The 25688-nt window shown below is 67.8% G+C and carries 27 protein-coding genes; 18 read left to right on the top strand and 9 right to left on the bottom strand.

From position 1 onward, the window contains the following. Positions 1 to 10 precede the first annotated feature (10 nt). From GVN21_RS10345 to GVN21_RS10335, 3 genes are all read right to left on the bottom strand, one after another. The gene (locus GVN21_RS10345) at positions 11 to 772 is read right to left on the bottom strand and encodes a hypothetical protein (RefSeq protein ID WP_166574661.1); all 762 of its coding nucleotides are present in this window, start codon (positions 770 to 772) and stop codon (positions 11 to 13) included. Positions 773 to 856: 84 nt separating this feature from the next. Further along, positions 857 to 1477, bottom strand: a complete 621-nt coding sequence (locus tag GVN21_RS10340) for a nitroreductase (RefSeq protein ID WP_346764244.1) — start codon at positions 1475 to 1477, stop codon at positions 857 to 859. Between the two features lie 4 nt (positions 1478 to 1481). Continuing rightward, positions 1482 to 2096, bottom strand: coding sequence for a hypothetical protein (locus tag GVN21_RS10335; RefSeq protein ID WP_166574659.1), 615 nt, complete (start codon positions 2094 to 2096; stop codon positions 1482 to 1484). Positions 2097 to 2287: 191 nt separating this feature from the next. Here GVN21_RS10335 and cysE point away from each other — a divergent pair, with 191 nt between their 5' ends. The 4 genes from cysE to GVN21_RS10315 all read left to right on the top strand — a co-directional run bounded on the left by cysE (position 2288) and on the right by GVN21_RS10315 (position 5573). Further along, on the top strand, positions 2288 to 3118 hold the full coding sequence (gene cysE, locus GVN21_RS10330; RefSeq protein ID WP_166574658.1) for a serine O-acetyltransferase: 831 nt from the start codon (positions 2288 to 2290) through the stop codon (positions 3116 to 3118). Positions 3119 to 3196: 78 nt separating this feature from the next. Continuing rightward, on the top strand, positions 3197 to 3400 hold the full coding sequence (locus GVN21_RS10325; protein ID WP_166574657.1) for a DUF3126 family protein: 204 nt from the start codon (positions 3197 to 3199) through the stop codon (positions 3398 to 3400). Between the two features lie 5 nt (positions 3401 to 3405). Further along, a complete protein-coding gene (locus tag GVN21_RS10320; protein ID WP_205690024.1) occupies positions 3406 to 3861 on the top strand; it encodes a DCC1-like thiol-disulfide oxidoreductase family protein in 456 nt (151 codons plus the stop codon). Between the two features lie 5 nt (positions 3862 to 3866). Further along, positions 3867 to 5573, top strand: a complete 1707-nt coding sequence (locus GVN21_RS10315) for an SDR family oxidoreductase (RefSeq protein WP_166574656.1) — start codon at positions 3867 to 3869, stop codon at positions 5571 to 5573. On the opposite strand, the gene GVN21_RS10310 is transcribed toward GVN21_RS10315, so the two are convergent. Beyond that, positions 5550 to 6704 carry an amidohydrolase family protein gene (locus tag GVN21_RS10310; RefSeq protein WP_166574655.1) on the bottom strand — a complete coding sequence of 385 codons (1155 nt, stop codon included), beginning with the start codon at positions 6702 to 6704 and terminating at the stop codon, positions 5550 to 5552. The two genes, GVN21_RS10315 and GVN21_RS10310, sit on opposite strands and share 24 nt — an antisense overlap. Before the next feature lie 121 nt (positions 6705 to 6825). Then, the gene (locus GVN21_RS10305; protein WP_166574654.1) at positions 6826 to 7593 is read right to left on the bottom strand and encodes a PhoH family protein; all 768 of its coding nucleotides are present in this window, start codon (positions 7591 to 7593) and stop codon (positions 6826 to 6828) included. 312 nt (positions 7594 to 7905) lie between these two features. On the opposite strand from GVN21_RS10305, the gene GVN21_RS10300 reads away from it, so the two are divergent. From GVN21_RS10300 to GVN21_RS10275, 6 genes are all read left to right on the top strand, one after another. Then, the gene (locus GVN21_RS10300; RefSeq protein WP_166574653.1) at positions 7906 to 8436 is read left to right on the top strand and encodes a gamma carbonic anhydrase family protein; all 531 of its coding nucleotides are present in this window, start codon (positions 7906 to 7908) and stop codon (positions 8434 to 8436) included. A gap of 48 nt (positions 8437 to 8484) precedes the next feature. After that, positions 8485 to 9267: an enoyl-CoA hydratase-related protein gene (locus tag GVN21_RS10295; protein ID WP_166574652.1), complete on the top strand. Its 783-nt coding sequence runs from the start codon at positions 8485 to 8487 to the stop codon at positions 9265 to 9267. A 263-nt stretch (positions 9268 to 9530) separates the two neighbouring features. Beyond that, positions 9531 to 10424 carry an Hsp33 family molecular chaperone gene (locus GVN21_RS10290; RefSeq protein ID WP_166574651.1) on the top strand — a complete coding sequence of 298 codons (894 nt, stop codon included), beginning with the start codon at positions 9531 to 9533 and terminating at the stop codon, positions 10422 to 10424. Between the two features lie 120 nt (positions 10425 to 10544). Beyond that, positions 10545 to 14135, top strand: coding sequence for an autotransporter outer membrane beta-barrel domain-containing protein (locus tag GVN21_RS10285; protein WP_166574650.1), 3591 nt, complete (start codon positions 10545 to 10547; stop codon positions 14133 to 14135). Between the two features lie 56 nt (positions 14136 to 14191). Then, the gene (locus GVN21_RS10280) at positions 14192 to 14794 is read left to right on the top strand and encodes a GNAT family N-acetyltransferase (RefSeq protein ID WP_166574649.1); all 603 of its coding nucleotides are present in this window, start codon (positions 14192 to 14194) and stop codon (positions 14792 to 14794) included. Positions 14795 to 14904: 110 nt separating this feature from the next. Continuing rightward, positions 14905 to 16140 (top strand): TonB family protein, encoded by a 1236-nt coding sequence (locus GVN21_RS10275; RefSeq protein WP_166574648.1) that lies wholly within the window; start codon positions 14905 to 14907, stop codon positions 16138 to 16140. 3 nt (positions 16141 to 16143) lie between these two features. Here the strand turns inward: GVN21_RS10275 and apaG are convergent, their stop codons facing one another. Both apaG and metZ read right to left on the bottom strand, forming a co-directional pair. Beyond that, the gene (gene apaG / locus GVN21_RS10270; protein ID WP_166574647.1) at positions 16144 to 16575 is read right to left on the bottom strand and encodes a Co2+/Mg2+ efflux protein ApaG; all 432 of its coding nucleotides are present in this window, start codon (positions 16573 to 16575) and stop codon (positions 16144 to 16146) included. Continuing rightward, positions 16572 to 17756: an O-succinylhomoserine sulfhydrylase gene (metZ, locus tag GVN21_RS10265; RefSeq protein ID WP_166574646.1), complete on the bottom strand. Its 1185-nt coding sequence runs from the start codon at positions 17754 to 17756 to the stop codon at positions 16572 to 16574. The genes apaG and metZ overlap by 4 nt, the downstream gene beginning before the upstream one ends. 207 nt (positions 17757 to 17963) lie before the next feature. Here metZ and GVN21_RS10260 point away from each other — a divergent pair, with 207 nt between their 5' ends. The 8 genes from GVN21_RS10260 (at position 17964) to GVN21_RS10225 (ending at position 22891) form a co-directional block, all read left to right on the top strand. After that, positions 17964 to 18179, top strand: coding sequence for a hypothetical protein (locus GVN21_RS10260; protein ID WP_166574645.1), 216 nt, complete (start codon positions 17964 to 17966; stop codon positions 18177 to 18179). Positions 18180 to 18236: 57 nt separating this feature from the next. After that, a complete protein-coding gene (locus GVN21_RS10255) occupies positions 18237 to 19256 on the top strand; it encodes a 2'-deoxycytidine 5'-triphosphate deaminase (protein ID WP_166574644.1) in 1020 nt (339 codons plus the stop codon). 92 nt (positions 19257 to 19348) lie between these two features. Further along, positions 19349 to 19798, top strand: coding sequence for a hypothetical protein (locus GVN21_RS10250; RefSeq protein WP_166574643.1), 450 nt, complete (start codon positions 19349 to 19351; stop codon positions 19796 to 19798). 11 nt (positions 19799 to 19809) lie between these two features. Continuing rightward, entirely contained in the window at positions 19810 to 20217 is a 408-nt protein-coding gene (locus GVN21_RS10245) for a hypothetical protein (RefSeq protein WP_166574642.1), read from the top strand. Next, entirely contained in the window at positions 20214 to 20411 is a 198-nt protein-coding gene (locus tag GVN21_RS10240) for a helix-turn-helix transcriptional regulator (protein ID WP_166574641.1), read from the top strand. Before GVN21_RS10245 ends, GVN21_RS10240 begins: the two co-directional genes overlap by 4 nt. Beyond that, entirely contained in the window at positions 20411 to 21091 is a 681-nt protein-coding gene (locus tag GVN21_RS10235; protein WP_166574640.1) for a hypothetical protein, read from the top strand. Before GVN21_RS10240 ends, GVN21_RS10235 begins: the two co-directional genes overlap by 1 nt. Positions 21092 to 21128: 37 nt before the next feature. Further along, complete coding sequence (locus GVN21_RS10230; RefSeq protein WP_166574639.1) at positions 21129 to 21983, top strand: alpha/beta hydrolase; 855 nt, start codon at positions 21129 to 21131, stop codon at positions 21981 to 21983. Positions 21984 to 22018: 35 nt separating this feature from the next. Continuing rightward, positions 22019 to 22891, top strand: coding sequence for a TraB/GumN family protein (locus tag GVN21_RS10225; protein ID WP_166574638.1), 873 nt, complete (start codon positions 22019 to 22021; stop codon positions 22889 to 22891). Positions 22892 to 23105: 214 nt separating this feature from the next. Here GVN21_RS10225 and GVN21_RS10220 read toward each other — a convergent pair whose 3' ends face one another. After that, entirely contained in the window at positions 23106 to 24944 is a 1839-nt protein-coding gene (locus GVN21_RS10220; RefSeq protein WP_166574637.1) for a LuxR C-terminal-related transcriptional regulator, read from the bottom strand. A 66-nt stretch (positions 24945 to 25010) separates the two neighbouring features. Further along, positions 25011 to 25610 (bottom strand): HD domain-containing protein, encoded by a 600-nt coding sequence (locus GVN21_RS10215; protein WP_166574636.1) that lies wholly within the window; start codon positions 25608 to 25610, stop codon positions 25011 to 25013. Between the last annotated feature and the right edge of the window lie 78 nt (positions 25611 to 25688).

The raw sequence follows: 25688 nt of genomic DNA, 5'->3' as shown, positions 1-25688 counted from the left end.
GGCGAGGCCTCTACCTGACCTGAACCTGCCCCGGGAAGCAGCGCCCGGGCGGGCCCGCCGTATCGTCGTCCTGGAAGATCTCCTCGCGGCCCGGCGAGCAGGAGGTCTGGCGTTGCACGGCCACGGTCCAGGTGAAGCGGGCGCCTTCGGGGGAGGCGCCGTCGGCACGCTGCACCCGCGCCTTGGCCATGGCGTCGGCGGCCGCCTTGACGAACTTGGGGGCGTCCGGCGTGACCTCGGCCGTCGTGCAGGTCAGGCGTCCGCTGGCGCGGGCGACGCAGTCGAAGCGGGCGCTGAAGGTTTCGTGCTTGTCCTGGCCCTGCATGTTCCAGTTGGTCATGGTCGGGAAGCGCGACCAGGTCAGGCCGTTGCCCGGCTGGAACTTGGCCGGCAGCTCGGAGGCCGGCCAGGCGCCGAATTTCAGGCGAAAGCCGAAGGTGCGGCCGGCCGGGTCGGCGCCGTCGACGGCCTCGACCCGGGCGCGCTTCATCACAGCCAGGGCTGAGGCGCCGAAGCCGAGATTGCCTTCGGTTTCATCCACGACTTGACAGTCGAGGCGGCCGTCGGTCTTGGCGGTGCAGGAAACGTCGGCCATGCCGCGGCCGACCTGCTTGGCCTTCGCGCGCACAGGATAGTGGCGGGCCATGTCGATGACGTTCGGCGGGGTTCTCCACTTCAGCCCGACCTGGTCATAGGTCGGCAGCGGAGCGCCGGCGCTGGCTGGCAGGGCGGCGGCGGCGAGGAGGACGGTCGCGGCGGCGGCGAGACGCATGGGGAGCAATTCCTGGAAGAGAAACAGTTGGTTCGCAGCCTAGCCTAAACCGGGGCGTGTGGCCATCCGGCGGGCGAGGCGAAGCTAGGCGGGGGGCGGTGTCCAGCGCGTGGTGAGGGCGGTCTCGTCGGGGCGCACCCGCTCGGCCGGCGGCTCCGAGGCCGTGCCGATGAAGACGAAGCCCGCGACGCGCTCGCCTTCGGCCAGGCCGAGGACGGCCGTGGCTTCCGGGTCATAAGCGTACCAGTCGGTGATCCAGTTGGCGCCGTAGCCCATGGCGCCGGCTGCCTGGAGCAGCAGGGTGCAGACCGCGCCGGCCGACATCAGCTGTTCCCACTCGGGAATCTCGCCCGCTCTGGGGCTGGCGATCACCGCCACGGCCATCGGCGGGGCCTTCAGCTTGCCGAGCTTGGCGATAAGCTTGGCGGCATCCGGGCGGCCGGCGGCCAAGGCCTCCAGCCGGATGGCGAAGGCGGCCTTGTCCTCGCCATCGAGGATGACGAACCGCCAGGGCGCCAGCTTGCCGTGATCGGGCACGCGGGCGGCGATGCGGATGAGGTCGGCCAGCTGTCCCTCGCTCGGGGCCGGCGCGGTCAGGGTCAGGGCCGAGGCCGAGCGGCGGCGAGCCAGGAAGTCGAGCACCGGCTGGGACGGCGCGACCGGCAGGGGCTCGCCGAACAGCGGGGCGGGGGGCAGGGAACTCACGCGATCAGACGTCCAGGGGCTCGAGCTCGGGCCCTTCGTCAGGGCCGCGCAGGTGAATGGTGTCGCCCTTGTCGAGCACCCGGTAGTCGGCGTCGAGGGCGGGGTCGCGCTGGCCATCGACGGTGACGGTCGTGGTGATCTCGCCGGTGACGGTGTCGCGCTGATAGGTCTCGCAGATCGTCTTGCCGTTGAACTCTTCCAGCGAGGACTGCAGCATGATGGTCAGCGGCAGGGACTCCGACATCGGGGCCCGGTCCCCGTCGCGCAGCACCACCACGTCGATCTCGTCCCAGCGGAACACGGCGCACAGGGCGTCGCCCTCGAACTTCACCGTCTGGCGCATGGCGATTTCGTAGTCGTCGGAGAGCTTGAACCGATAGGTTTGGCGCACCTGGCCGTCGGCCAGCACCTCCATGAAGCCGATGTCCTCGCAGCTGTCGTCCTTGGGCCGCCATCCGCCGCACAAAGGCTGGCCGGTCCTGGCCAGCTCGACCAGGGCTGTGCGGCCGAGCGTGGGGCTGTTCGCGCCGGACCCGCCGGGCGAGGCGGCGTCGGCCGCGAACGCGCCGCCGGCCAGTGTCAGCGTTGCAATACCGGCGAGAAGGGGCGAGGACTTCATGCGGGGGCTTTCGATCACAAACGCGGCGAGGCTAAGGCGGCGTCCCTGGCGGCGCAACGGGGAGCGGCAAAAGGTCGTGCGTTAACGCTGGCATTGCCGCGATCCGCTACCATATGCGTTGAAAGGGCGAGGAACGGACAATCCGGCGCGGATGTGCTAGGAGCGCCGTCGTTCGGACAGGGAGGCCGCCGATGGCCAAGCATCTGGAAGTCGTTGAGCCGGCCGTCGCGCCGCCGGTCTGGGCCGCGTTGCGCAACGAGGCCGAGCGGGCGTCGCGGGACGAGCCGTCGCTGGCCAGCCTGCTGAACTCGGTGATCCTTTCGCACGACAGCCTGGCCGATGCGCTGAGCTATCAGATCGCCCGCAAGCTGGGCGACCAGGAGCTGCGGGCGATGAGCGCCCGCGAGTTCGCCGAAGAGGCCTTCGAGGCCGATCCCAGCATCATTGCCGCCGCCGAGGCCGACCTGAAGGCGGTGTTCGAGCGCGATCCGGCCTGCAAGGGCTATGTCCAGCCCTTCCTGTTCTTCAAGGGCTTCATGGCCCTGCAGACCCACCGGGTGGCCCACTGGATGTGGACCCATGGGCGAGACACCCTGTCCTTCTACCTGCAGAGCCGGATGAGCGAGATCTTCCAGGTCGACATCCACCCGGCCGCCAAGATCGGCGCCGGCGTGTTCATCGACCATGGCACCGGGATCGTGATCGGCGAGACGGCCGTGGTCGGAGACGATGTCTCCATGCTGCATGGGGTGACCCTGGGCGGCACCGGGGCCGAGCGCGGAGATCGGCACCCGAAGATCGGCAAGGGCGTGCTGCTGGGCGCCGGGGCTAAGGTGCTGGGCAACATCAAGATCGGCGACTACGCCAAGGTGGCCTCGGGCTCGGTGGTGCTGAAACCCGTGCCGGCCGGCTGCACCGCGGCCGGCGTTCCCGCCCGCCTGGTCAATTGCCCGACCTGCGAAGAGCCGGCGCGGACGATGGACCACACCCTGGCCGATATCGTCTACGACTACGTGATCTGACCTTTTGGGGTTGCGCGTCGCGCGCGCCTGACTAGGTTCCGCGCCAATTCCCCTGTTTGTTTTTTCCGGAGCGCTCCCGTGGACGACGTCGCTATCAAGAAGGTCGAAGCCCACCTGAAGCGGACCTTCGGCAACCCGCACGTGGCGGTGAAGGCCCGCAAGCAGAAGGACTCCGCCGAGGTCGAACTGAAGGGCGAGTTCATCGGCGTGATCTATGAGGACGAGGACGAGGCCGGGTCCTACATGTTCGAGATGGCCATCCTGGCGGAAGACCTCGAGTAGGTGAGATGATCCCGCGCGAAGCCTACAGCTATCGCCGGGACCCCGCCGTTCCATCGTTTCCAGACGACAAGGCCGTGATCGTCTTCGACGGTCATTGCGCATTCTGCAGCGCCGGCATGCGCAGCGTCCTGCGCCTGGACCGCCGGGGCGTGTTCCGCCTGCTGCCCGCCCAGACGCCGCTTGGCGAGGCGCTATACCGCCACTACGGGCTCGATCCCACGGACTATGAGAGCAACATCCTGATCGAGGATGGCGTGGCGCGGTTCAAGGCCGACGGCTCGATCCGCATGGCAGAACGGTTGGGCTGGCCGTGGAAACTGGCCGGCGTGGGTCGGTGGCTGCCGCGGCGGTGGGCCGACGCGCTGTATGAACTGGTGGCCCGCAACCGGATGAAGATCTTCGGGCGCAACGAGGTCTGCTGGCTGCCTGAACCTGGGCAGGCCGACCGAGTGCTGGGCTGACGGGCATGCGAATTTTGATCGTCGGCGGCTATGGGGTCTTTGGGGGGCGGCTGGCCCGGCTGCTGGCGGATGACCCCCGGCTGACCCTGCTCATCGCCGGGCGGTCGCTGGAGAAGGCGGCGGCGTTCCGGGCGGCCTGGGCCTTGCCCGGCGGCGCTGTGATGGAGCCGGCCCGGTTCGACCGGAACGGCGATGTGGCCGCCCAGCTGGCGGCGCTGGCGCCGGACCTGGTGGTCGACTGCAGCGGACCGTTCCAGGGGTATGGCGCGGCGCCGTATCGGCTGGTCGAGGCCTGTCTTGAGGCGGGCGTCGACTATCTGGACCTGGCCGATTCCACGGACTTCGTCCTGGGGATCGAGCGGTTCGACGCCGCGGCCAAGGCGAAGAACGTCTTTGCGCTCAGCGGGGTCAGCACCTGTCCGGCGCTGACGGCTGCGGCGGTCGCTGGCATCACCGATGGCTGGGCGCGGGTCGACGACATCGCCGCCGGGATCGCGCCGTCGCCCCATGCCGACGTCGGGGTCAGCGTTCTGGAGGCCATCCTCAGCTATGCGGGCCGGCCGGTGACCCGGCTGCGGGACGGGCGGACCGGTTCGGGCGTGGGGCTGGTCGAGGCACGACATGTCACCGTGGCGGCGCCCGGCCGCTTGCCGCTGCACAGCACCCGGTTCTCGCTGGTCGATGTGCCGGACCTGACGGCCCTTGCCGGCCTGTGGCCGGGAGTTCGTGAGATTTGGCTGGGGGCGGGGCCACGTCCCGAACTTCTGCACCGGATGCTGAACGCCCTGGCCTGGCTGGTCAGCGTCGGCCTTCCTATTCCGCTGGTGAAGCTGGCGGGGCTGTTCCACGCGGTGAAAACCCAGCTGAAGTGGGGCGAAGATCGCGGCGGGATGTTCGTGCGGGTGACCGGGCTCGACGCCGACGGCCGGCCGGCCGCGCGCAGCTGGAACCTGACGGCGGAGGGTGACCACGGCCCCTTCATCCCGGCCATGCCTGCGGCGGCCCTGATCGCCAAGCTGCTGGCGGGCGACCGGCCGGACAGCGGGGCGCGGACGGCGGCGGGCGCGGTTAGCCTGGACGACTACGCGCCCCTGTTCGCCGCCAGGCGGATCGAGACCGGTGTGCGGGACGAGCTTCAGCCGTCCGCGCCGGTCTATCGCCAGGTTTTGGCCGGGGCCTGGGAGGCGCTGCCGGCGCCGATCCGGGCGATGCACGACCTTCCCGAGGGCGGCAGGATGGCGGCGGAGGGCCGGTTCGACGTGGACCGGGGCGGCAATCTCCTGGCGCGCCTGGCCGCGGCGATCGTCGGCTTCCCCGGGGCCCAGAGGGATGGGCGGATCCGGGTGGAGTTCTCACGAAAGGACGGCGTGGAAACCTGGACCCGCCGATTTGGCGACCAGAGCTTTTCCAGCCGCCAGTGGGCGGGGCGGGACAGGGCGGCGCATCTGGCGGTCGAGGGGTTCGGGCCGATGGCCTGTGGCATGGCGCCGGTGCTGGACGGCGGGCGGCTACGGCTGATCGCGCGTCGCTGGACGCTGTTCGGGGTCGGTCTCCCTGCCTGGCTGTTTCCGCGCGTCGAGGCCTGGGAGGAGGTCGACGGGGAGGGGCGGTTCCGCTTCCACGTCGACCTGTCGCACCCGCTGACCGGGCCCATCGTAGTCTATCGGGGATGGTTGCTGCCGGCGCCTTCAGGCAATCCGGAAGAGGTCTAGCGCCGTCTTCCCAAGGATCATCTGCGCCGTCTCAATGTCGGTTGCCGCGAACACCGCATCGATGGCGCTGCGGGTGTAGCCGAAGGTGCTCTCCTGGTGGGGGTAGTCGGACGACCACATCACCGTTTCCGGCCCGATGCGGTGGAGCATCTCCAGCCCGACCGGGTCGGTCATGAAGGTGGCGTAGCAGTGGTTTCGCCAGTACCAGCTGGGCGGGTGGGCCAGCTTCGGCGAGATCGAGGTCGGGAAGCTGTTGTAGATCATGTCGGCGTCGTGGAGCATGCCGGGGATCCAGCTCAGGCCCCCCTCGACGAACACGCAAAGCAGGCCCGGGAAGCGGTCGAACACCCCGCCGAACACCAACTGGCCCCAGTTGTGCCGGAAGCCCTGCATCTGGGTCAGCACCGACACACCGACGGCGCCCGGCTCGGCCGTCGGGATGGCCTCGCCGATGTGGAAGGCCAGGGGCAGGCCGCTGGCCTCGATGGCGGCCCACAGGGGGTCCATGACCGGGTGGTTGTAGTGGATGGTGCGGCCGTTCTCGAACTTGCCGGGCTTGATCGGGATCATCAGGCAGGCGGCGCCCAACTCTACACAGCGCTGAATAGAGGCGGAGGCGCTCTCCGGATCCCAATAGCTGGGGATCATCACCGGATAGAGCCGCCCGCCCGACTTGGCGCAGACTTCGCCGATGTGTTCGTTGTAGGCCCCGAATACGAGTTCGCGATTGGTCAATTCGCCGAACATCAGCAGGCCGAACAGGCGCTGGGGGAAGATCAGCTCCTTCTCGACGCCCTCGATGTCGAGATCACGGAAGCGGGTCTCTTGGTCGGTCAGGCCGGGGTAGCATTCCATCTGCTCGCACAGAGAGGCGGCGACCTCCGGCGGAGTCATCGACTTGCCGGCGATTGAGAGGTCCCAGCCGCCGTCCTTGAACACCATGCGCGGCGCCTGGTCCTTCAGGTGCTCGGGGAAGCGGTCGATCCAGCAATCGGTCTCCAGCATGTGGCTGTCGGCCGAGACGATAACCGTGCCTTCGGGCCAGCTCTGAGCGCCAGCCTGCGGCTGCCGCTGGCGGGCAACAGGGATGCCGACCTGCTTGTCGATCTCCAGGATGAAGCCGTCCGCCATGACGTGTCTCCCGTGGCTCTGATGGCCGTTGACGGAAGTAAGCGCCCCGTTCCTGGGGGTGGCAAGGCAGACGCAAGGGAAGCCCCGGGCCTCAATTCGACCCGGGGCACCCTGTCTTCGGTCAGATGACGCCCAACATTTCCGCCACCAGCGGGTGGCGGACGATGTCGCGGTCCTCCAGGCGCACGACCGAGATGTTGCCGACGGCCTCCAGCTTTTGCGAAATCTCGGCCAGGCCCGAGAGGGTGGGCAACAGGTCCGACTGGGCCGGGTCGCCGGTGACCACCATGGTCGAGTGCCAGCCCAGGCGGGTCAGCAGCATCTTGAGCTGCACATAGGTGCAGTTCTGGGCCTCATCGATGACCACGAAGGCGTTGTTGAGGGTGCGGCCGCGCATGTAGCCGACGGGGGCGATCTCGATGAGGCCCTCGGCCATCAAGGCCTTGACCCGCTTCATCGACAGGCGATCCGACAGGGCGTCGTAGAGAGGGCGCAGGTAGGGGGCCAGCTTGTCCTCCATGTCGCCGGGCAGGTAGCCGATCGATTCCCCGGCTTCGACGGCGGGCCTGCTGAGCACGATGCGGCCGACCTTGCCGGCCTCCAGCGCCTCGACGGCCTTGGCGATGGCCAGGTAGGTCTTGCCGGTGCCGGCCGGGCCCAGCGCCATGATCAGGTTCTTGCTGTCGATCGCCTCGATCAGCGCCTTCTGGCCCTCGGACTTGGGTTTTATTGTCTTGAGATACCCCTGGTCCCGATCCTCCTGTCCATGACCTCCCAGCGGGGACCAGCCGGCGCCGACGGGCAGACGGCGTACCTTGCCGTCCTCCGCGAACTGACCGGCATCAAAGGCGCCTTCGCGGGCAACGCGCTTCAGGGCTCGCTTGGTCATCTAGACAGCCTCCACAGGGGCAAGAAAAAAGGGCGTCGCCACAACGGCGCGCCCTCGGGTCGGGACAACGGTGATGGGAGGGCGTGCGCGGCCCGGAGGTCCGCCTTCGCTCGGTGCATGGGGCGGTGGATACCGCCCGGACTCAAAACGCGACACCCAGGTCTCCGTCGTCAGGAGTTCGCGACCGAAAAGCCGGCCGCGACGGGATCGGAGAGGTTTTGATGGCCCCTTCGAATCGCCCGACTACAATGATGCTAACTTGGTTTATGGGCGGTTAAGCAAGGGCCGTCCGACAATATACGGGGTGCACGGATGACTGCTTATGCTTTGGGCGATCGGCGCCCCACGTTGCCCCCGGCGGGTGAATACTGGATTGCGCCCAGTGCATCCGTGATGGGCAGCGTGGTTTTCAAGAAAAATGCCAGCATCTGGTGGGGCGCCACCGCGCGAGGCGACACCGATACCATCACCATCGGCGAGAACAGCAACGTCCAGGATGGTTCTGTGCTTCATGCCGACTATGGCGTGCCGTTGAACATCGGGGCCAACTGCACCATCGGCCATCTGGTGATGCTGCACGGCTGCACCATCGGCGACGGGTCGCTGATCGGCATCGGCTCAATCATCCTCAATGGCGCGAAGATTGGTCGCAACTGCCTGATCGGCGCCAACTGCCTGATCACCGAGGGCAAGGAGATTCCCGACAACAGCGTGGTGATGGGCGCCCCGGGCAAGATCGTCCGTGAGGTCAGCCCCGAGCAGGCGCGCGTGCTGGAGGCCTCGGCGGCTCACTACGTCGAGAACTGGAAACGGTATGCGCGGGAGCTGACCGTCATCGATTGACGGACGCGGGGTAAGCTCTCCCTGATGGCGGCAACAAGGGAGCACGCCATGGCCTACGAGTTCATCACGGTCGACCGAGAAGGGCCGGTCACCATCTTCACCCTCAACCGGCCGGAGGTGATGAACGCCCTCCATTCGCCGATGCATTTCGAGCTGGACGAGGCCTTCAACGCCTTCGCCGCCGATCCGGAACAGTGGGTGGGCATCGTCACCGGCGCGGGGGAGAAGGCCTTTTCAGCCGGCAATGACCTCAAGCACCAGGCCGGCGGCGGCAAGATGGGCAGCCCGCCCTCGGGCTTCGCGGGGCTGACCAGCCGGTTCGACCTCAACAAGCCGCTGATCGCGGCGGTGAACGGCGTGGCCATGGGCGGTGGGTTCGAGATCGCCCTGGCCTGCGACATCATCATTGCGTCGGACAAGGCGGTGTTCGCCCTGCCGGAACCGAAAGTCGGCCTGGCGGCCCTGGCCGGCGGTCTGCACCGGCTGCCGCGGCAGATCGGGCTGAAGCGGGCGATGGGGATGATCCTGACCGCGCGGCGGGTGTCGGCGGCCGAGGGGGAGGCCCTTGGCTTCGTCAACGCCGTTGTCCCGCCCGAGCAGCTCATGGCTGAAGCGAAGAAATGGGCCGGGCTGATCAGCGAATGCAGCCCGATGTCGATTCGCGCGTCGAAGGAGGCGGTGATGCAGGGCCTCGACGCCGCGTCGCTGGAAGCGGCGATCAAGGACCAGTTCAAGCACCCCGCCGTGGCGGCGCTGTTCAAGTCCGAGGACTTTGTCGAGGGTCCGATGGCCTTCGCCCAGAAGCGCGCGCCCCAGTGGAAGGGGCGGTAGCAGCGTAGCAGGACGCTCGGCGGTTTCGCTCTCCGCCCCCGAGAGGGGGCGGAGGACGGTTGGGAGCGTGAGCGACGGACCAGGAGGCGGGGCAGCGCCGACGTCAGGGGTTGGCGGTCCACCGGCGGTGGGGACCCCCTCGGTTTGGCTCGCTTGCAGCGCTCGCCAAAGGTTGGTTCCCCCATTGCATGGGGGAGAGCGAGGCCCAGCGCGTGAGAGCACCCCCTCGCATTTCCGGCGTGGTCGCCTATCTAGACCCCCTCATGACCCAATCTCCCCCCACCGACGACCTCGTCGCCGCCTTCCAGATCGAGGGCTGGCCGGTGCGCGGCCGCATCGCGCGGCTCGGCGACTCCATCCATGAGGTGCTGACCCGCCACGACTACCCCGAGCCCGTCGCCAACCTGCTGGGCGAGGCCTGCGCCCTGGCGGCGCTGGTTGGGTCCAGCCTGAAGTTCGAGGGGCGGCTGATCGTCCAGGCGCAAGGCGATGGTCCGGTGCGGTACGTGGTCTGCGACTACGACACCTCAGGCCAGTTTCGCGGCTATTGCCGTTTCGACGCCGACGCGGTGGCCGCTGTCAGCCAGGGCTTCGCGCGGCCCGGCGCCCGCACCCTGCTGGGCGATGGGCTGTTCATCATGACCGTCGACCAGGGCGGCGACATGGACCGCTATCAGGGCATCACCAAGATCGAGGGCGAGACCCTGGCCCTGTGCGCCGAGCAGTATTTCGACCAGTCGGAACAGACCCCGACTCGCATCCGCCTGGCCGTCGGCCAGGTCGATTCCGGCCAGGGCCCGACCTGGCGCGCCGGCGGCATCATGATCCAGAACATCGCCTCCGACGACGCCCGCGGCTCGACCGAGGACGCCTGGTTCCGCGCCCAGGCCCTGTTCCAGACGACCGGCGAGGACGAGCTGGTCGATCCGACCATCCCGGCCGACACCCTGCTGTGGCGGCTGTTCAACGAGGACGGGGTGAGGGTGTTCGAGCCGCTGGCTCTGAAGGCCTTCTGTCGCTGCTCGTCCGAGCGGATCGCCACCGTGATCGAGAGTTTCTCCGAGGAGGAGAAGGCCGACATGGTCGAGGACGACGGCAAGATCCGGGTCACCTGCGAATACTGCAGCCGCACCTACGCGCTCGATCCCACGGCCTGAGTTTCGGCCGTGTGACGGCCGGCGCCCGCTCTGTGTCAGACTGAAATTTCCGTGACCCACTAACGCCGGAGCGGCCCGGCACGAACCGGGGATCGTATCTCCAGTTCCAGGGTCGCCCGCATGCTCCGTCGTCACCTGGCCGCCTCCGTGGCGGCCGCGCCCCTGCTGCTGTTCGCCAGCGGCGCCTTCGCCCAGACGGTGATCGAAGATGACGAGGGCGTGCCGGTCGCCACCTCGACCGCCGGCGACGTGACTGTCGAGGACGAGGGCGAGATCGAGCTGACCGCCCCCGGCGCCGCCATCACGGTCGACAGCAACAACACCGTCGTCCACGACGGCTTCATCATGGCCGACGATGTGGACGGGGTGACGGGCATCCTGGTCAACGGCGGGCTTACGACCAACGTCACCAACAACGGCTCCATCCGGCTATCGGATGACGACTACGATCCCAACGACAGTGACAACGATACGGACAATGATGGTGATCTGGACGGCCGGTTCGCCGTTGGCGAAGACCGCTACGGAATTCGTGTCATCGGCCCCGGAACGGTGACCGGGACCATCCTCAGCGACTACGGCTCGGGCATCACCATCGAGGGCAACAACTCCTTCGGCATGAGCCTGGAGACCGGCCTGACCGGCGACTTCATCGCCCGCGGCACGATCACCGTGACGGGCGACAACAGCATGGGGCTGAAGATCGCGGCGCCGGTGACCGGCAATGTGGAGGTCAGTGGCGGTGTCACCGTGCAGGGCGACCAGGCGGTCGGCGCGGCGATCGACGCCGATGTCTCCGGGTCGCTGCATATCCAGGGCGCGGTGACCGCCACCGGCTATCGCTACACCACCCGGCCCAACGTGGAGGCGCGCGAGCTGCTCGACGCGGATGACCTGCTGCAGGGCGGGCCGGCGGTGCGGGTCACGGCCAGCGTCGCGGGCGGCATCCTGCTCGACACCACCGCCGATACCGATTCCGACCTGGACAATGACGGCATCTTCGATTCCGCCGATGAGGATGCGGACGGCGACGGCATCCTCGACGAAGACGACACCGACCTCGACGGCGACGGCATCACCGATGACGATTTCGACAATGACGGCATCGAGAACGACGAAGACGAGGATGCGGACAATGATGGCGTCGCCGACTATGACGAAGACGACAACCTGGTCGACCTCGACCGCAACGGGGACGGCATCCCGGACGCCGACCTCGACCAGGATGGCCGCGACGATACCGCCGAGGGGGCGGCGAACCTGCTGGTCTATGGCGGCTCACCGGCGCTGTTGATCGGGTCGCGGACCCAGGACGTCACCATCGGAAAGGTCGGGACCGGCGAGGAGGCCTACGGCCTGGTGGTGCGCGGCACGGTGTCCGCCGACGGGGTTTATGACGATATCGACGCCACCGGCATCCGCATCGGCGGGGAGGGCGGCTTCTCGACCCTCATCCAAGGCGGGGTGCGGAACGAGGGCTACGTCTCGGCCATGGCCTACGACGCCGAGGCGCGGGGCCTGGACATCGCCGCCGGGGCGGACGTGCAGGCGCTGGTCAATACCGGGACCATCTATGCCAGCGCAGCGGCAACCTCGGCGCCCCTGGCGGAGGAGGCGGAGACCCACGCCATCGCGGTCAGGATCGACGCCCAGGCCAGCGTTTCCACCTTCACCAACAGCGGCACGCTGAGCGCCCTGGTGACCGGCGAGGCAGCCAACGCCACCGCCCTGATCGACCGCAGCGGTGGGCTGGCCTCCATCGAGAACACCGGCTCCATCGTCGCCCGGATCTATCTCGATGACGATGAAGATGACACGGACGATGAAAACGAGGACTCGAGCGACGAGGAGGTCACCGGCCGCGCCGTGGCCATCGACGTCAGCGCCTCGACCACCGGCGTCAGGATCGTGCAGTACGCGGAAACCAACAACGACCGGGACGGTGACGGCATCCCGGACGATCAGGACGCGGACAGGGACGGCGACGGCGTTGTCGATGATGAGGACGATGACTTCGACCTCGACGGCATCGCTGACGACGACCCGGAGGACGACGAGGACGACCTGGATGCGGACGGCGACGGCCTGGTCGACAGCCAGGAGCCGTTGATCGAGGGGGATATCCTTCTGGGGTCCGGGGATGATGTCATCGAGCTGCGCAACGGGGCGGTTGTCGGCGACATCGCGTTCGGGGACGGCGCCGACAGCCTGACCGTGGGCTCTGCCGAGGGCTTTGCCCATGTGGTGGGGGACTTGAGCGACAGTGACGGCCGGCTGGATATCGACCTGGCCAACGGCCAGATGACGGTCACCAATGCTGAAACAATCCTGGCGACCAGCCTGACGGTCAGCGGGTCCAGCTCTCTGATCGTCACCGCCGATCCCGGAGAGGGAGGCGTGACCAGCTTCCAGGTCTCCTCGGCCAGTTTCACGGACGGCGCCACGCTTGGCCTGCGTATGCTGGACCTGATCGATGAGCCGACCCGGTATATCATCGTCCACACTGACACGCCCGGCGGCCTGATCGTCTCAGGGATCGACACCAACCTGGACGAGGATTCCCCCTACCTGTTCGTCGTCACGGCCGGGGCCGACACGACGGCGGGCGAGGTCTATCTCGACGTTCGCCGGCGCACGGCCGGCGAGATGGGCCTGACCGGCAGCAAGGCGCTGGCGTTCGATGCCGTCTATGCGGCGCTCGCCGGCGATGAGGACGTGCGCGACTCTTTCCTGGGAGCGCAGACGCAGGAAGATTTCCTCGACCTCTATGAACAGATGATGCCGGACCAGGGGGAGGGGCTGTTCTCGGCGCTGGATCTGCTGACCCGCAGCGTCACCCGCCTGACCGCCACCCGGCCGAACCTGGGCGACACCTATGGGCCGGACAGCTTCTGGGTCCAGGAGATCAACCTGGGCATCAACCGCGAGGGCGGCATCACCGCCGGGTCGGAGACCAAGGCCTTCGGCTTCGTGGCCGGCTACGAGAGCATGCCCAGCGACGGCGGGGCGCTCGGCGCCACCCTGTCGTTCATGAACGCCGAGGAGAAGGACGAGGTCGCCCAGGCGGGGGAGGAGACCTCCATCTCCCTGGCCGAGGCGGGCGTCTATTGGCGTCGCTCGATCGGCGGCCTGACCTTCCACGCGCGCGGGGCGGGCGGCTTTGCCTGGCTCGACGGGGACCGTCTGTTCGTCGATCCTGAGACCGGCCTGGTGGTGCAGGCCGATTCAAGCTGGACCGGCTACCTGGGCGTCGCCAGCCTCGGGGCCAACTACGAGGCTCGGATCGGCCGCTACTACGTTCGGCCCACGGTCAGCATCGACTACCTCTACTTCCATGAGGGTGAGCGCGTGGAAACCCGCGGCGGCGACGCCTTCAACCAGACGGTCCAGGCCCGCGAGAGCAGCCGCCTGTCCGCCCTGGCCGAACTGACCTTCGGCGCCACCTACGGCCGCGACAGCTGGTGGCGGCCGGAAGTGCGCATCGGCTATCGCCAGCATCTGGCCGGGGAGGTGGGCGACACCACCTTCCGTTTCACCGACGGCGCCTGGGTGACCCTGCCATCCAGCGAGCCGGGCGATGGCGCCGTGCTGGTCGGCTTCTCGCTGCAGGCCGGGACATCGATGTCCTACCTGGCGGTCGAGGGTGACTATGAAGCGACGGACGGCGAGGACCGCTACAGCCTGCGGATGGCGGGGCGGATGATGTTCTAAGGGCGCCCCGCAAATGGGGATACCGCTGGGCGCTTCGACAGCCCAAAACCGGCGGCATGAGTTTCTCCGCCTTGCCGCCGGGCTTCCGAATGATCGCCGCGCCGGACACGGCGGCCATGGAGCAAATCTACCGACTAAGGGTCAGGGCTTGGCGTGCGCGCAACGCCAGCTTTCCCGACTTGGAAAGGTGGGCCGACGCGGAGGACGAGGATAGCCTCCACTGGTGCATTGTCGATGGGCGCGACGCCGTGGTGGCGGCGGCCCGACTGTCTCTTCATCCTCGGTTCGACGAGATCCCGGACGCCGAAATCTACCCCCGGACCTTGGCCGCCCTGACCGGCCCCTTCGGCTCGATCAACCGGTTGGTCGTCTGTCCTGACCATGGCGGTGCAGGTTTCTCTCGCGCCCTCGACGAGGCCCGGATTGCCGCCGCTTCGACAGCCGGATGCCGGTTTGTGGTCGGCGCCACCCGCGCCGGCGCCAGTCGCTCGAAGTCGCTTGAAAAGCTGGGGTTCCGGGCGCTCGGTCACGCGCTCCAGCAGCGCTCAGGACCTCTGGCCCTTGCGAACGGAGCAGCTTCCGTTTTTCTTCTCGAACTCGAGGGGGGCGGCATGACGGACTTCGTCGCACCCGGTTTGCTAGGGGGGCGCAGTCAATGAGTGGATTCCAAAAAGGCGCGAATGGGAACCGGCGCCTGGGGATGAAGGCCCTGCTGGCGGGGATGCTGCTTCTTTTGGGGGGCGCTGTGATATCCGCACCGGGGGGGACCATGGCCCAGGTGTCTGACCTCAACGCAGACAGCTGTATCCGGACCACCGCCAACGCCGGCTACATGACCGTGACCAACACCTGTTCGGAGCCGGTGAAGGTCAAATACTGCAAGCGGCCTCTAAGCGGGCAGGGCTGTGCCTCAGCAAATCTGTTTGCCGAGACCAGCGTTGCGCCAGGCAGCTATTTCAATGTCAGCGACCCGAACGGCTTTTACCTGCGCTGGTTCGCCTGCAAGACAGGCGCGGATTTCTACGAACGGCCATACGATCCCTTCTTCGACAACGAGCGGCAGGTCCGATACCTCTGTACGCCCAGCGCGGCGACGATCGCTGCTCGGCAAGCCGCCGATGAGGAATACGGACCCCTGCACGCCGACGTCTGGTCCGTCCGAGAGGTCAGCGCCGTGACACCCAGCGGCAAACGCACCTGCAAGATGGCGATGAACCACGGCGCTTTCGGCCTCGATCCCGCCGGCAGCCAGTTCACCAAAAGGCGGTACCCTGAACCGGGGCCCTTCCAGCTATACTGGCGCGGCGCCTGTGATCACGCAGGGTGGATCGACGGGCCCGGCAAACTCGGCCTGCAGTCCATCGACGACTATGAGGGCGAGGTTGCGCGCCATATCTATTCGGGCAGGGCGGTGCGAGGCCGGCTGACGGGGCCGACGAGCTACACCCGGATTTACAGCTACTGCGATTACGGGGAAGCCTGTGATCCCTTCACGCCGACCAATGACGACGAACTGGGGATCAAGCTCAATCTGACGTTCGTCGATGGCTGCAACAACTGGAAGCGGAGCGCGCCGTCGCGATGCGTCGCCGCCCGAGGTCTGGCCCTGGTCGGTTCCGCGCCGACGGCCCCACCGGCCAAGCCGACAGTCGGAACGCCGGCGTCGGTTCCCTCCGTCGCCTCCACGACGCCCAAACCGCCCCGCGCCCATCCGGCCGCCGAGTTCGCGCGGCCGACGGTGTCGATCAACGGCCTGTTCGGCACGGTGGGCTATCCCGAGCTGGCCAAGGCGCGGCAGGAGCAGGGGCAAACCAACTACAGCCTGACGGTCAACGGCGCCGGCTTGCCGACTCGATGCGACATCACCCGCTCAAGCGGGTCGGCCGTTCTGGATGAGCGGACCTGCCAGGTCGTCATGCAGGGGGCGCGCTTCGCGCCGGATCCGGCCGGCCCGTCAGCAATTCTGCGCCGATACGACGGCGGGGTGTCCTGGAAGCTGCCCTGAGCCTCAGTTCAGCTTCTTCGACGCGCCCGGAAGGTGCAGCGAGAACTCGGGGATCTCCGCCTCGAACGCCTCGCCATCGTCGGTGAGCATCTGGTAGGCGCCGCGCATCAGGCCCGACGGTGTATCCAGCGGGCAGCCGGAGACATAGCGGAAAGCCTCGCGGCCGCGCAGGATCGGCTGTTCGCCGACCACGCCCTGGCCTCGCACTTCTTCGCGCTTGTTATGGGCGTCGGTGATCTCCCAGCGGCGGGAGACCAACTGCACCGTCTCCTGGCCGTGGTTCTCGATCTCGACGGTATAGTTCCAGAAATAGCGGCTCTCGACCGGGTCCGACTGGGCCGGGGCGTAGATAGCCTTTACCCGCACCACGACGTCGCGCGTACGGGCTTCGTAGACCGGGCTGTCGGTGGTGCCACGCTTGTAGATGGGTCTCATGCGTCGTCCAGGGCCCCCGTCACGTCCCGACTCAGGTCGGCGATGTCCTCCAGCCCCACGCTCATGCGCACGAAACCTTCGGTCAGCCCGATCTCCAGCCGCTTTTCCTCGGGCATGGCCCGGTGAGTCGTGGTGGAGGGATGAGTCGCCATGGACTTGGCGTCGCCCAGATTGTTGCTGATGTCGACGAGGTTCAACCGGTCGAGGAATCGCCATGCCGCCTCACGCGAACCGAGGTCGAAGGCGATCAGGTTGCCGAACCCGCTCATCTGGGCCCGAGCAACCTCAGATTGAGGATGATCGGCCCGGCCCGGATAGCGGACGGACTTCACCTTCGGATGGTCGCCGATCAGGTCGGCCAGCACCGCGGCGGTCTCGGTCTGGCGGCGGACGCGCAGGTCGAGCGTCTCCAGCCCCTTGAGCAGCACCCAGGCGTTGAACGGGCTGATCGCCGGGCCGGTGTGACGCAGGATGTCGCGGTAGGACTCCTCCATCAGATCCTTGGCGCCAAGGATGGCGCCGCCCAGCACCCGGCCCTGGCCATCGATATGCTTGGTGGCGGAATAGACGACGATATCGGCGCCGAGGACCAGCGGCTGCTGGAAGATGGGGGTGGCGAAGACGTTGTCGACCACCACCTTGGCGCCGGCGGCGTGAGCGATCTTACACACCGCCGCGATGTCGGTGACCTCCAGCAGCGGATTGGCCGGGCTTTCAAGCAGCACCACCTTGGTGTTGGGCCGCATGGCCGCTTCCCAAGCCTTCAGGCCCGTCGCGTCGACGAAGGTGGTCTCCACCCCGAACCGGGGCAGCCACTGGCTGACGATCCAGTTGCAGCTGCCGAACAGCGCCCGGCCGGCAACCAGATGGTCGCCGGCCTTCAGCAGGCCGGTGAGGGCGACGTGCACCGCCGCCATGCCGCTGGCGACCGCGCGGCAGTATTCAGCGCCCTCCAGCAGCGCCAGCCGCTCCTCGAACATCTGGGTCGTCGGGTTGGCGTAGCGGCTGTAGACGAAGCCCGGATCCTCTCCGGAGAACCGCCGGTCGGCGGCGGCGGCGCTCTCGTAGACGAAGCTCTGGGTCAGATAGATCGGCTCGGCCGTCTCCCCAAAGCCGCTGCGCATCGCCCCGCCCCGGATCAGCTTGGTCGCGGGTTTCCAGTCTTTCGGATCTTGGGCCATGGCGCGCCTCCTCTTGTGCGGCGCCGCATGAACCGCAAGGCCGGGTCCCTGGTCAAGCCGGGGTTTACCGAAGGAGGTTTCAGCCCGCCTGGAAGCGCAGCCATGCCAAGCGTCGAGTGCCCGACACTTTCCGGGGGAACCGCGTTCTCCGACGCGAGTTCAACGTTAACCTGGCGCTAGCCACTGCCTGACTGGGGAGTTCAAGCCTTGCTACTGACGACGATCTTCCGCGTGTTCGCGGCCATCCTGGCGCTCTTCGGCATCGTCAACTTCGTGCTGCTGATCCTGGCTGATCCGATCGGACGGTTCTCGCCGGTGGCGGTGGGCGCCACCACCAGCCTGACGGACGCCATCCTGCTGTTCGGCGTCGGGGCGGGGGTCTGGGTCATCGGCCACGGCGGCGGGCATAAATCCCACCATTAGGGGATTTGGCGGGAATCTCTTGCCAGACGCACGCGTCGCGGCGAAGGTGCGCCGACGATGAATGACACACCGTCCGCGGGCATCCTGCCCTGCCAATCGATCGAGGACCTGGTCGCGCAAGGCGCCATCACCTCGCTTACCCCTTTCGACCATGACCAGGTGCAGCCGGCCAGCCTGGACCTGCGGCTGGGCGAGCGCGTCTGGCGCGTCCGGGCCAGCTTCCTGCCCGGCCTGAAGCGCAAGGTTCGCGACCGGCTGGCCGACGTGGAGATGCACGAGCTCGACCTGACCAAGGGCGCGGTGCTCGAGCGCGGCTGCGTCTATATCGCCGAGATCCAGGAGCGGCTGGCCCTGCCGCCGGGTGTCTCGGCGCGTGGCAACCCCAAGAGCTCGTCCGGCCGAGTCGACGTCTTCGTGCGACTGCTGACCGACCATGGCCCGGCCTTCGACGACGTCACCGAGGGCTACACCGGCCCGCTCTATCTGGAGATCGCACCCCAGACCTTCTCGGTCCTAGTCCGCACCGGCACCCGGCTGAACCAGTTGCGGCTCAAGCGCGGCCGCCCGCCGATCCTCGAGACCCGCAGCGTCGGCGTTGACCTGTCCAGCGGCGTCGCCGGCTTCCGCGGTCGTCGCCACGCCGGCATCGTCGATCTCGACAAGGAGGACGGCCACGATCCGCGCGACTTCTGGGAGCCTCTGGAGCCGCGCCGGGGCGAACTGCTGCTCGATCCCAATGAGTTCTATATCCTGGCCTCCAAGGACGACATCGAGATCCCCGTCCTCCAGGCCGCCGAGATGACCCCCATCGACCCGGCGGTCGGCGAATTCCGCGTCCATTACGCCGGCTTCTTCGACCCCGGCTTCGGCACCGCCGAGACTGACTCGGTCGGCTCCAAGGGCGTGCTGGAGGTCCGCAGCCACGAGACCCCCTTCCTGCTGGAGGACGGCCAGACCGTCGCCCGGCTGGTCTATGAGCCGCTGACCGCCCGCCCGACCCGTCTCTATGGCGAGGACGGTTCCCACTACCTGCGCCAGGGGCTGAAGCTCTCCAAGCACTTCAAGGTCTGGAAGTAGTCAGGCGTCCGCGACATTGTGTCAGGGACGCTTGACATGCTTCGCGAGTCCGTGTGACAAGCATCCTTGTCATAACGACAAGGGTGGCAGACATGATCAAGGCGCTGGACAAACAGCCGCGACAGCGGCGCAACCGGATCATGCTGGCCATCGCGCTTATCGGCGCCATTGCCGGCGTGGTGGTCGCCTTCATCTCGCTGCGCATCGAAAACAGCTTGCTCGGCCTTCCCATTGCCTTCGCCGCTCTGGGCCTGTCGCTGCTATCGCTGCACGCCACCCGGCGCTGGTGGGGCGATGTCGACGAGGCGGTGCGCGAGGCGCACAAGACCGGCTGGTACTGGGGCGGGTCGGTTGGCCTGGGTGTCGCCGGGGGCATCGCCGCCTTGTTGTTCACCCTGGAGCCGACCGTTTCGCTACGCCAGTTCGCGGTGTTTCCCGGTGATGCCGGCCTGATCGCCACCGGCATCCTGCTGGCCACCGTGCTCGCCTTCATCGGCTACGGCGTCTGCTGGGCCGGCTGGTGGCTGAAACACGGCCGATAGGGGAGGGGAGCATGACCAACAAGGAAAAGCTCAGTCCCGCCATGCGGCGCTACATGAGCCGCTTCATGCCGACCATGGCGGCCTACATCGCGGTGCTGCTCGCCTGCGTCTTCGCCATCGACCAATTTTCGCCGACGGGCCCGCTGCTCTGGCTGCTGGCCGTGGCGCCGGCCCTGCCGATGATCGGCATCATCGTGGTCATGGGCCTCTACCTGATCGAGGAGACCGACGAGTTCCAGCGCAACATCCTGGTCCAGTCCCTGCTCTGGGGCATCGGCGTCACCCTGGGCGCCGCCAGCATCTGGGGCTTCCTGGAGAACGAGCGCCTCGTCCCCCATGTCCCGTCCTTCCTCTGGTTCCCCTTCTTCTGCGGGGCAATGGGCCTGGCCCAGCCCTTCGTCCGGTGGAGGTATCGGTGAAGAACCGGCTGAAGGTCCTCCGCGCCGAGCGGGACTGGAGCCAGGCGGATCTCGCTGACCGGCTGGAGGTCTCGCGCCAGACCATCAACGCCATCGAGACCGGCAAGTACGACCCCAGCCTGCCGCTGGCCTTCAAGATCGGCCGCCTGTTCGGCCAGCCCATCGAAACCATCTTTGACGACGAGACCGCGTGATGAGCACCGGAGACGACATCATGACCGCGACCCCCAAGCTCTCCCGAACCAACCGCACCCGCCTTATCCTCATGGCGGCCGGCCTGGTGGTCGGCGGCGTCCTCGGCGCGGTGATCGCCCGCGTCGAGCATCTGGACGCCCTGGTCCAAAGCCTCGCCTGGTCGGACCATCTGGCCGCCTTCCTGGCCTTCTGTTTCCTCAGCCTGGCTCTGATCATGACGATCGCCAGCTTCAGCCCCAAGCTCGCCGCCCGCATGGTCGATCCGGAAGCCACCGGCCCGGCCAAGCCGGCGCAGGCCTCCTTCCTGCGTATCCAGGCCGCCGTCCTGGCTCTGGCCGGGGTGATGATGGCCGTCCCGGTGATCGCCTTCGTCGCCTACCGGGGCCAGACGCCGGTTGTGATGGGGTCGGTGGCCATGATGGGCATCGTCGCGGCCCTGCTGGCCCAGACGGCCGGCAACCTCGCCCTCTGGCGCCAATCGGACGAGCTGCTGCGCAAGTCGATGGCCGAGACCGGCTCCATCTGCTTCTGGATCCTGCAGGGCCTGCTGTTCCTGTGGGCCGCCGCCGAGAAGCTCAGCCTTGTTCCCGCCCTGTCGTCCTGGGACATGATGACCCTGTTGATGGCCTTCTACCTGGTCGTCTCCTCGCTGGTGGCCATGCGCCGGGGCCTCGCCTGACATGCCGTTGAAGGAAATCCACCCCATGTTGAAGGCTATGCGCCTCCTGACCCTGATCCTCGCCTTCTTCGCCCCGGCCCTAGCCGTCCAGGCGCAGGACCGCTTCACCGTCGAGGTGCGCGGCAAGGGGCCGGATGTCATCCTGATCCCGGGCCTGACCTCCAGCCGCGCCGTCTGGGAGACCACGGCCAAGGCCCTGGAGGGCCGCTACCGCCTCCACATCGTCCAGGTGAACGGCTTTGCCGGCGCCCCGGCCGGTTCCAACGCGGAAGGCCCGGTGGTCGGCCCCCTGGTCGAGGACATCGCCGCCTACATCGCCGCGAAGAAACTGAAGCAACCGGCGGTTATCGGCCATTCGATGGGCGGCTTCACGGGGCTCAAGCTGGCCGTGGACCATCCGGACCTGGTCGGCCGGGTGATGGTGGTCGACGCCCTGCCGTTCTTCAGCGTGCTCATCAACCCCGGCGCCACGGCTCAGTCCATCGAGCCTCAGGCGGCCAAGACCCGCGACAACTTCATCAGCATGAGCGACGCCGACCTCGCCAAGGTTCAGGCCCAGACCATGCAGCGGCTGGTCAAGGGCGAGGCCGACCGCAAGACCGCCGTCGACTGGTCGCTGGCCAGCGACCGTCGCGTGGCCGGCCAGGCGACCTATGACATCATGACCAGCGACCTGCGCGGCCAACTGGCCGGCATCAAGGCCCCGGTCACCGTGCTCTACGCCAAGGACGACAGCATGGGCTTCGTCGCCGCCTATGTGGATGGCTTCTACAAGACCAACTACCAGACCCTTCCGGGGGTGAAGCTTGTCCGCGTCGACGGCGCCCTGCACTTCATCATGCTGGACCAGCCGGAAAAGTTCCTGGCCGAGGTCGAGGCCTTCCTCAAATAGTCCCAACAATCCAAGTGTTTCACCAGGAGTACTTCATGTTCAGACCGCTCAAGGCCCTTGCGGCCCTCGTCCTGGGGCTTGCCGTCATGGCCGGCTCGCCCGCCCTGGCCCAGCCGGCCATGTGGGTGATCAAGGACCACGACTCGACCATCTACCTGTTCGGCACCGTCCATCTGCTCAAGCCGGAGACCAAGTGGCGGACGCCCAAGTACGACGAGGCCTTCAAGGCGTCGGAGGAGATCTGGCTGGAGATCAATGACAGCGACGACATGGCCGCCATGCAGAGCCTGATCATGCAGATCGGCATGGATCCCTCGAACCCGCTGTCCAAGAAGCTGACGGCCGAGGAGTACAAGCGCCTCTCGGACGCCTCGGGCAAGGTTGGCCTGCCGGTCACCGCCATCGATCCGATGAAGCCCTGGATGGCCGGGATCATGCTGTCGGCCATGCCGATGCTGAAGGCCGGCTATGACCCGAACTCGGGCGTCGAAAGCGTGATCAAGGGCGACAGCAAGGTCGGCTCCAAGCCGGTCCGCGCCTTCGAGACCAGCGAGCAGCAGCTGCGCTTCTTCGACTCCCTGCCGGTTCCCCTGCAGGTCGAGTTCCTGATGAGCGCGGTCGATGACCTCGACGAAGGCCCGACCGTTCTCGACAAGCTGGTGGCCGACTGGGCCAAGGGCGACCTGAAGGCGCTGGAGGACGACATGGTCACCCCGATGCGCGAGGAGTACCCGGCGCTCTACAAGGTGCTGCTGGTCGACCGCAACGCCGCCTGGGCCGTGGCCCTGGAAGAGCGGCTGAAGGGCAAGGGGGTCAGTTTCGTCGCTGTCGGCTCGGCCCACCTGATCGGCCCGGACAGCGTCCAGTCGCTGCTGGCCAAGCGGGGGATCAAGGCTGAGCGGTTCTAGGCCAACTCGGCAACCCTAACCCTTCCGTGTCATCCTTCGGCCGCCGCAGGGTGGACCGGAGGACCCACGGTGGGGGCGGGATCGCCTGGATTCGGCAAGCCCTCGTCCACGGCCGCACCGTTCTTTGGGCGTCATGCGCCAATCTTTGAAGTGGGTACTCCGGTCCGCTACGCGGCCGAAGGATGACAGCGGTGGGTAGACGGGGGAGGGGCGCTTACCCCGCCACCAACGCCGCCAGCTCCTCCGGATGCGAGTAGAACGGATACAGCCCGCCCTCGGCGAAGGCGCTGAACCGCACGCCCGGCAGTCCCGCATAGGCCTCCTCCAGCCCCTCCAGCGGCATCTCGGTGAACTCCACCACCCGCCAGGGCGCGGTTCCCAGGTCCGCCGGGATCGTCCAGCCCTTCACGTACAGGCTCTGCTCCTGGGCGAACCCCCGGATCGACCGGGCTGAAATCGCCTGGATGTCGCGGACGATGGAGGTCAGCACCATCGGCTCGGCGACGATCGCCGCGTCGGCCGCCACATTGGCGGCCGCCCGCAGGGTGACTTCCTTCAACAGGTCGGTGTGGTTCTGCCGGCGCATGGTCTCGGCGATCAACCCCACCAGGTCCGGCTGGCTGACGAACAGGCGCTTGACCGCCCCGGTCACCGTCCCCGCCGCCCGCACCCGGCTGCCCGGCGCATGGGGCCGCAGCAGCAGCCCGTCGGTCAGCCGGCCCGCAAACCGCGCCGCGAACTCCAGCGCCGCCGCCGCCCCGGCGTCCCGAGCCACGATCCGCACCTTGTCGAGCCGCAGGGCGTCCAGCACCACGGCCATGTCGTTGGCGCAGGCTTCCAGATAGTCGCCCTTGGCCGGATCGGTCAGCCCGAACCCCGGCCGCTGCGGCACGATCGGCCGCCAACCCCTGGCATGCATGGCGGACACGAAGGCCGGCGGCAGGGTTCGCCCGGTGATCGCCCCATGCATCACCAGGATCGGCCGCGAGCCCCGCGGGCCATAATCCCAATAGGCCACCTGCCGGCTGTCCGGCGCCTGGGCCACTCGCAGCATGCCGGTCAGGCTGTCGGGCTGCAGGGCGGTCTCCGCCCCCCGGGTCATCGAGGCCATCGCCCCGGCTTCGGTGACGATCCGTACCAGGTCGCGGCCCCGGCCGACGCCGGCCTTGGCGTAGAGCGCCTTCAGCTGGCCACGCACCGTGGCTTCCTTGACCCCCAGCCGGTTGGCGATCTCGCCCGCGCTCAGCCCCTCGGCCACCAGGGCGCCGACCCGCGCCTCGGCCGGGGTGGCGCCCAGCGCCCGCACCATCACGGGCTTCAGGTCCGGCTCCAGGAAGATGTCGCCGCACATCAGGGTCATCAGCTTGCGGACCACGTCGGAGGTGCGCCGCACCCCCAGCCGCTTCTGGATCTTGCCCAGCGCCTCGCGGGCGGTCTCATAGCCGACCCCGATGCGCTCGGCGGCCAGCTGCACCGTCGGCGCATCCAGCAACGCTTCGGCCAGCCGGGCCTCCAGCGGGGTCAAGCCCAGGATCTGCGCCGCCCGCAGGGCCAGCGACGGATCGCGCGAGGGTGCGAAGGCGATCAGCACCGTCCGCCCGCTGCCGCCCGCCAGCGCCTCCAGCACCGGGCCGGGCAGGGGCCAGCCGGCCGCAGCTTGCGCTCCGGCCGCACAGGCGGCGACGGCCGCGCCGTCGTTGGCGTCGACCAGGCCGGACGCCTGGCCCTGTCGCACCGCCAGCTGGGTCAGCCGCCGAAAGCCGGGATGTCCGGTAGGGTCGCCGAACCAGTCCTCGAACCGCGCGTCGCAATAGTGCCGCCGCCGGTCCAGCCCGACCACGGCGATGCCCAGGGCCGAAGCGGGCACCAGGCTGACGAAATCGTCGACCTTGGCCTCGACCCCCATCCGCAGCGCCTCGGCCAGCGCCTCAGGCTCCCGCTCGCACGTCGTTTCCAGGAACCGCCAGTGGTCCAGCACCGCACGGCTGGCGTGACCGTCGGCCAGGCGGCCGAGCAGGGTTTCGGAAGGCGACGCTTCGAGACCGTCAAACACGCGACTGTAACGCTCCCCCGCGAAGGCTGCGGATGGAGCTATCCCTAACATGGGTATGCGGCTTCGTCAGTCGGCGTTTTGCCGGAGGTAGATCGACCGCTTCGGAACCGCCAGCACCCGCTGCAGCATCGGCGTGAACGCCTCCAGCGGCATCGACTTGAAGTTGGGATCGAACGCCTCCTGGTCGAACAGGTGGCAGAACTGGGCGGTGTATTCGAAGTCAGGATGCCCCCGGAACTGGTCCCGCATGTTCCGGTCCAGGCCCAGGTGGTGGAAGAAGTAGTAGCCCTGGAAGATGGCGTGGTTGGCCACCATCCAGTGGTTCCGCTCCGAAACGTACGGCTGGACGATGGCCGCCGCCACGTCGGCATGGTTCCGCGGACCCAGGGTGTCGCCGATGTCGTGCAGCAGGGCGCAGACGACATACTCCTCGTCCATCCCCGCTTGGTGCGCCCGCGTCGCCGTCTGCAGGCTGTGCTCCAGCCGATCCACCGCGAACCCGCCGCAGTCGCCTTCGAGCAGCTTCAGATGGGCGATGATCCGATCGGGAAGTCCGCGCCCGAACTCGGCGGCGGCGCGCGAAATGACCATCCACTCTTCCTGAGTGCCGTCGATCATCGCATGGAACTTCGCCCGCGCTTCGGGCCCGTGCTCGCCATCCGCCATGATCCGCTCCTCCAAACGGTTGTTTGGAGCATGGTGAGGGAGGGGAGGGCGGGGGTCAACCATCGAGGAAGACTGGAG

Source organism: Caulobacter sp. SLTY (genome assembly GCF_009905535.1).
Lineage (GTDB): Bacteria > Pseudomonadota > Alphaproteobacteria > Caulobacterales > Caulobacteraceae > Caulobacter.
This window is presented reverse-complemented; position numbering and strand designations above follow the sequence as displayed.

Bases quoted from the DNA above. Each gene is read 5' to 3' on its own strand.
- GVN21_RS10245 (WP_166574642.1), top strand. From the start codon at position 19,810: ATGACCAACAAGGAAAAGCTCAGTCCCGCCATGCGGCGCTACATGAGC.
- GVN21_RS10315 (WP_166574656.1), top strand. From the start codon at position 3,867: ATGCGAATTTTGATCGTCGGCGGCTATGGGGTCTTTGGGGGGCGGCTG.
- cysE (WP_166574658.1), top strand. From the start codon at position 2,288: ATGGCCAAGCATCTGGAAGTCGTTGAGCCGGCCGTCGCGCCGCCGGTC.
- GVN21_RS10295 (WP_166574652.1), top strand. From the start codon at position 8,485: ATGGCCTACGAGTTCATCACGGTCGACCGAGAAGGGCCGGTCACCATC.
- apaG (WP_166574647.1), bottom strand. From the start codon at position 16,575: ATGAGACCCATCTACAAGCGTGGCACCACCGACAGCCCGGTCTACGAA.
- metZ (WP_166574646.1), bottom strand. From the start codon at position 17,756: ATGGCCCAAGATCCGAAAGACTGGAAACCCGCGACCAAGCTGATCCGG.
- GVN21_RS10305 (WP_166574654.1), bottom strand. From the start codon at position 7,593: ATGACCAAGCGAGCCCTGAAGCGCGTTGCCCGCGAAGGCGCCTTTGAT.
- GVN21_RS10300 (WP_166574653.1), top strand. From the start codon at position 7,906: ATGACTGCTTATGCTTTGGGCGATCGGCGCCCCACGTTGCCCCCGGCG.
- GVN21_RS10230 (WP_166574639.1), top strand. From the start codon at position 21,129: ATGCGCCTCCTGACCCTGATCCTCGCCTTCTTCGCCCCGGCCCTAGCC.
- GVN21_RS10215 (WP_166574636.1), bottom strand. From the start codon at position 25,610: ATGGCGGATGGCGAGCACGGGCCCGAAGCGCGGGCGAAGTTCCATGCG.
- GVN21_RS10225 (WP_166574638.1), top strand. From the start codon at position 22,019: ATGTTCAGACCGCTCAAGGCCCTTGCGGCCCTCGTCCTGGGGCTTGCC.
- GVN21_RS10250 (WP_166574643.1), top strand. From the start codon at position 19,349: ATGATCAAGGCGCTGGACAAACAGCCGCGACAGCGGCGCAACCGGATC.
- GVN21_RS10285 (WP_166574650.1), top strand. From the start codon at position 10,545: ATGCTCCGTCGTCACCTGGCCGCCTCCGTGGCGGCCGCGCCCCTGCTG.
- GVN21_RS10235 (WP_166574640.1), top strand. From the start codon at position 20,411: ATGAGCACCGGAGACGACATCATGACCGCGACCCCCAAGCTCTCCCGA.
- GVN21_RS10275 (WP_166574648.1), top strand. From the start codon at position 14,905: ATGGCCCAGGTGTCTGACCTCAACGCAGACAGCTGTATCCGGACCACC.
- GVN21_RS10255 (WP_166574644.1), top strand. From the start codon at position 18,237: ATGAATGACACACCGTCCGCGGGCATCCTGCCCTGCCAATCGATCGAG.
- GVN21_RS10310 (WP_166574655.1), bottom strand. From the start codon at position 6,704: ATGGCGGACGGCTTCATCCTGGAGATCGACAAGCAGGTCGGCATCCCT.
- GVN21_RS10320 (WP_205690024.1), top strand. From the start codon at position 3,406: ATGATCCCGCGCGAAGCCTACAGCTATCGCCGGGACCCCGCCGTTCCA.
- GVN21_RS10335 (WP_166574659.1), bottom strand. From the start codon at position 2,096: ATGAAGTCCTCGCCCCTTCTCGCCGGTATTGCAACGCTGACACTGGCC.
- GVN21_RS10290 (WP_166574651.1), top strand. From the start codon at position 9,531: ATGACCCAATCTCCCCCCACCGACGACCTCGTCGCCGCCTTCCAGATC.
- GVN21_RS10280 (WP_166574649.1), top strand. From the start codon at position 14,192: ATGAGTTTCTCCGCCTTGCCGCCGGGCTTCCGAATGATCGCCGCGCCG.
- GVN21_RS10345 (WP_166574661.1), bottom strand. From the start codon at position 772: ATGCGTCTCGCCGCCGCCGCGACCGTCCTCCTCGCCGCCGCCGCCCTG.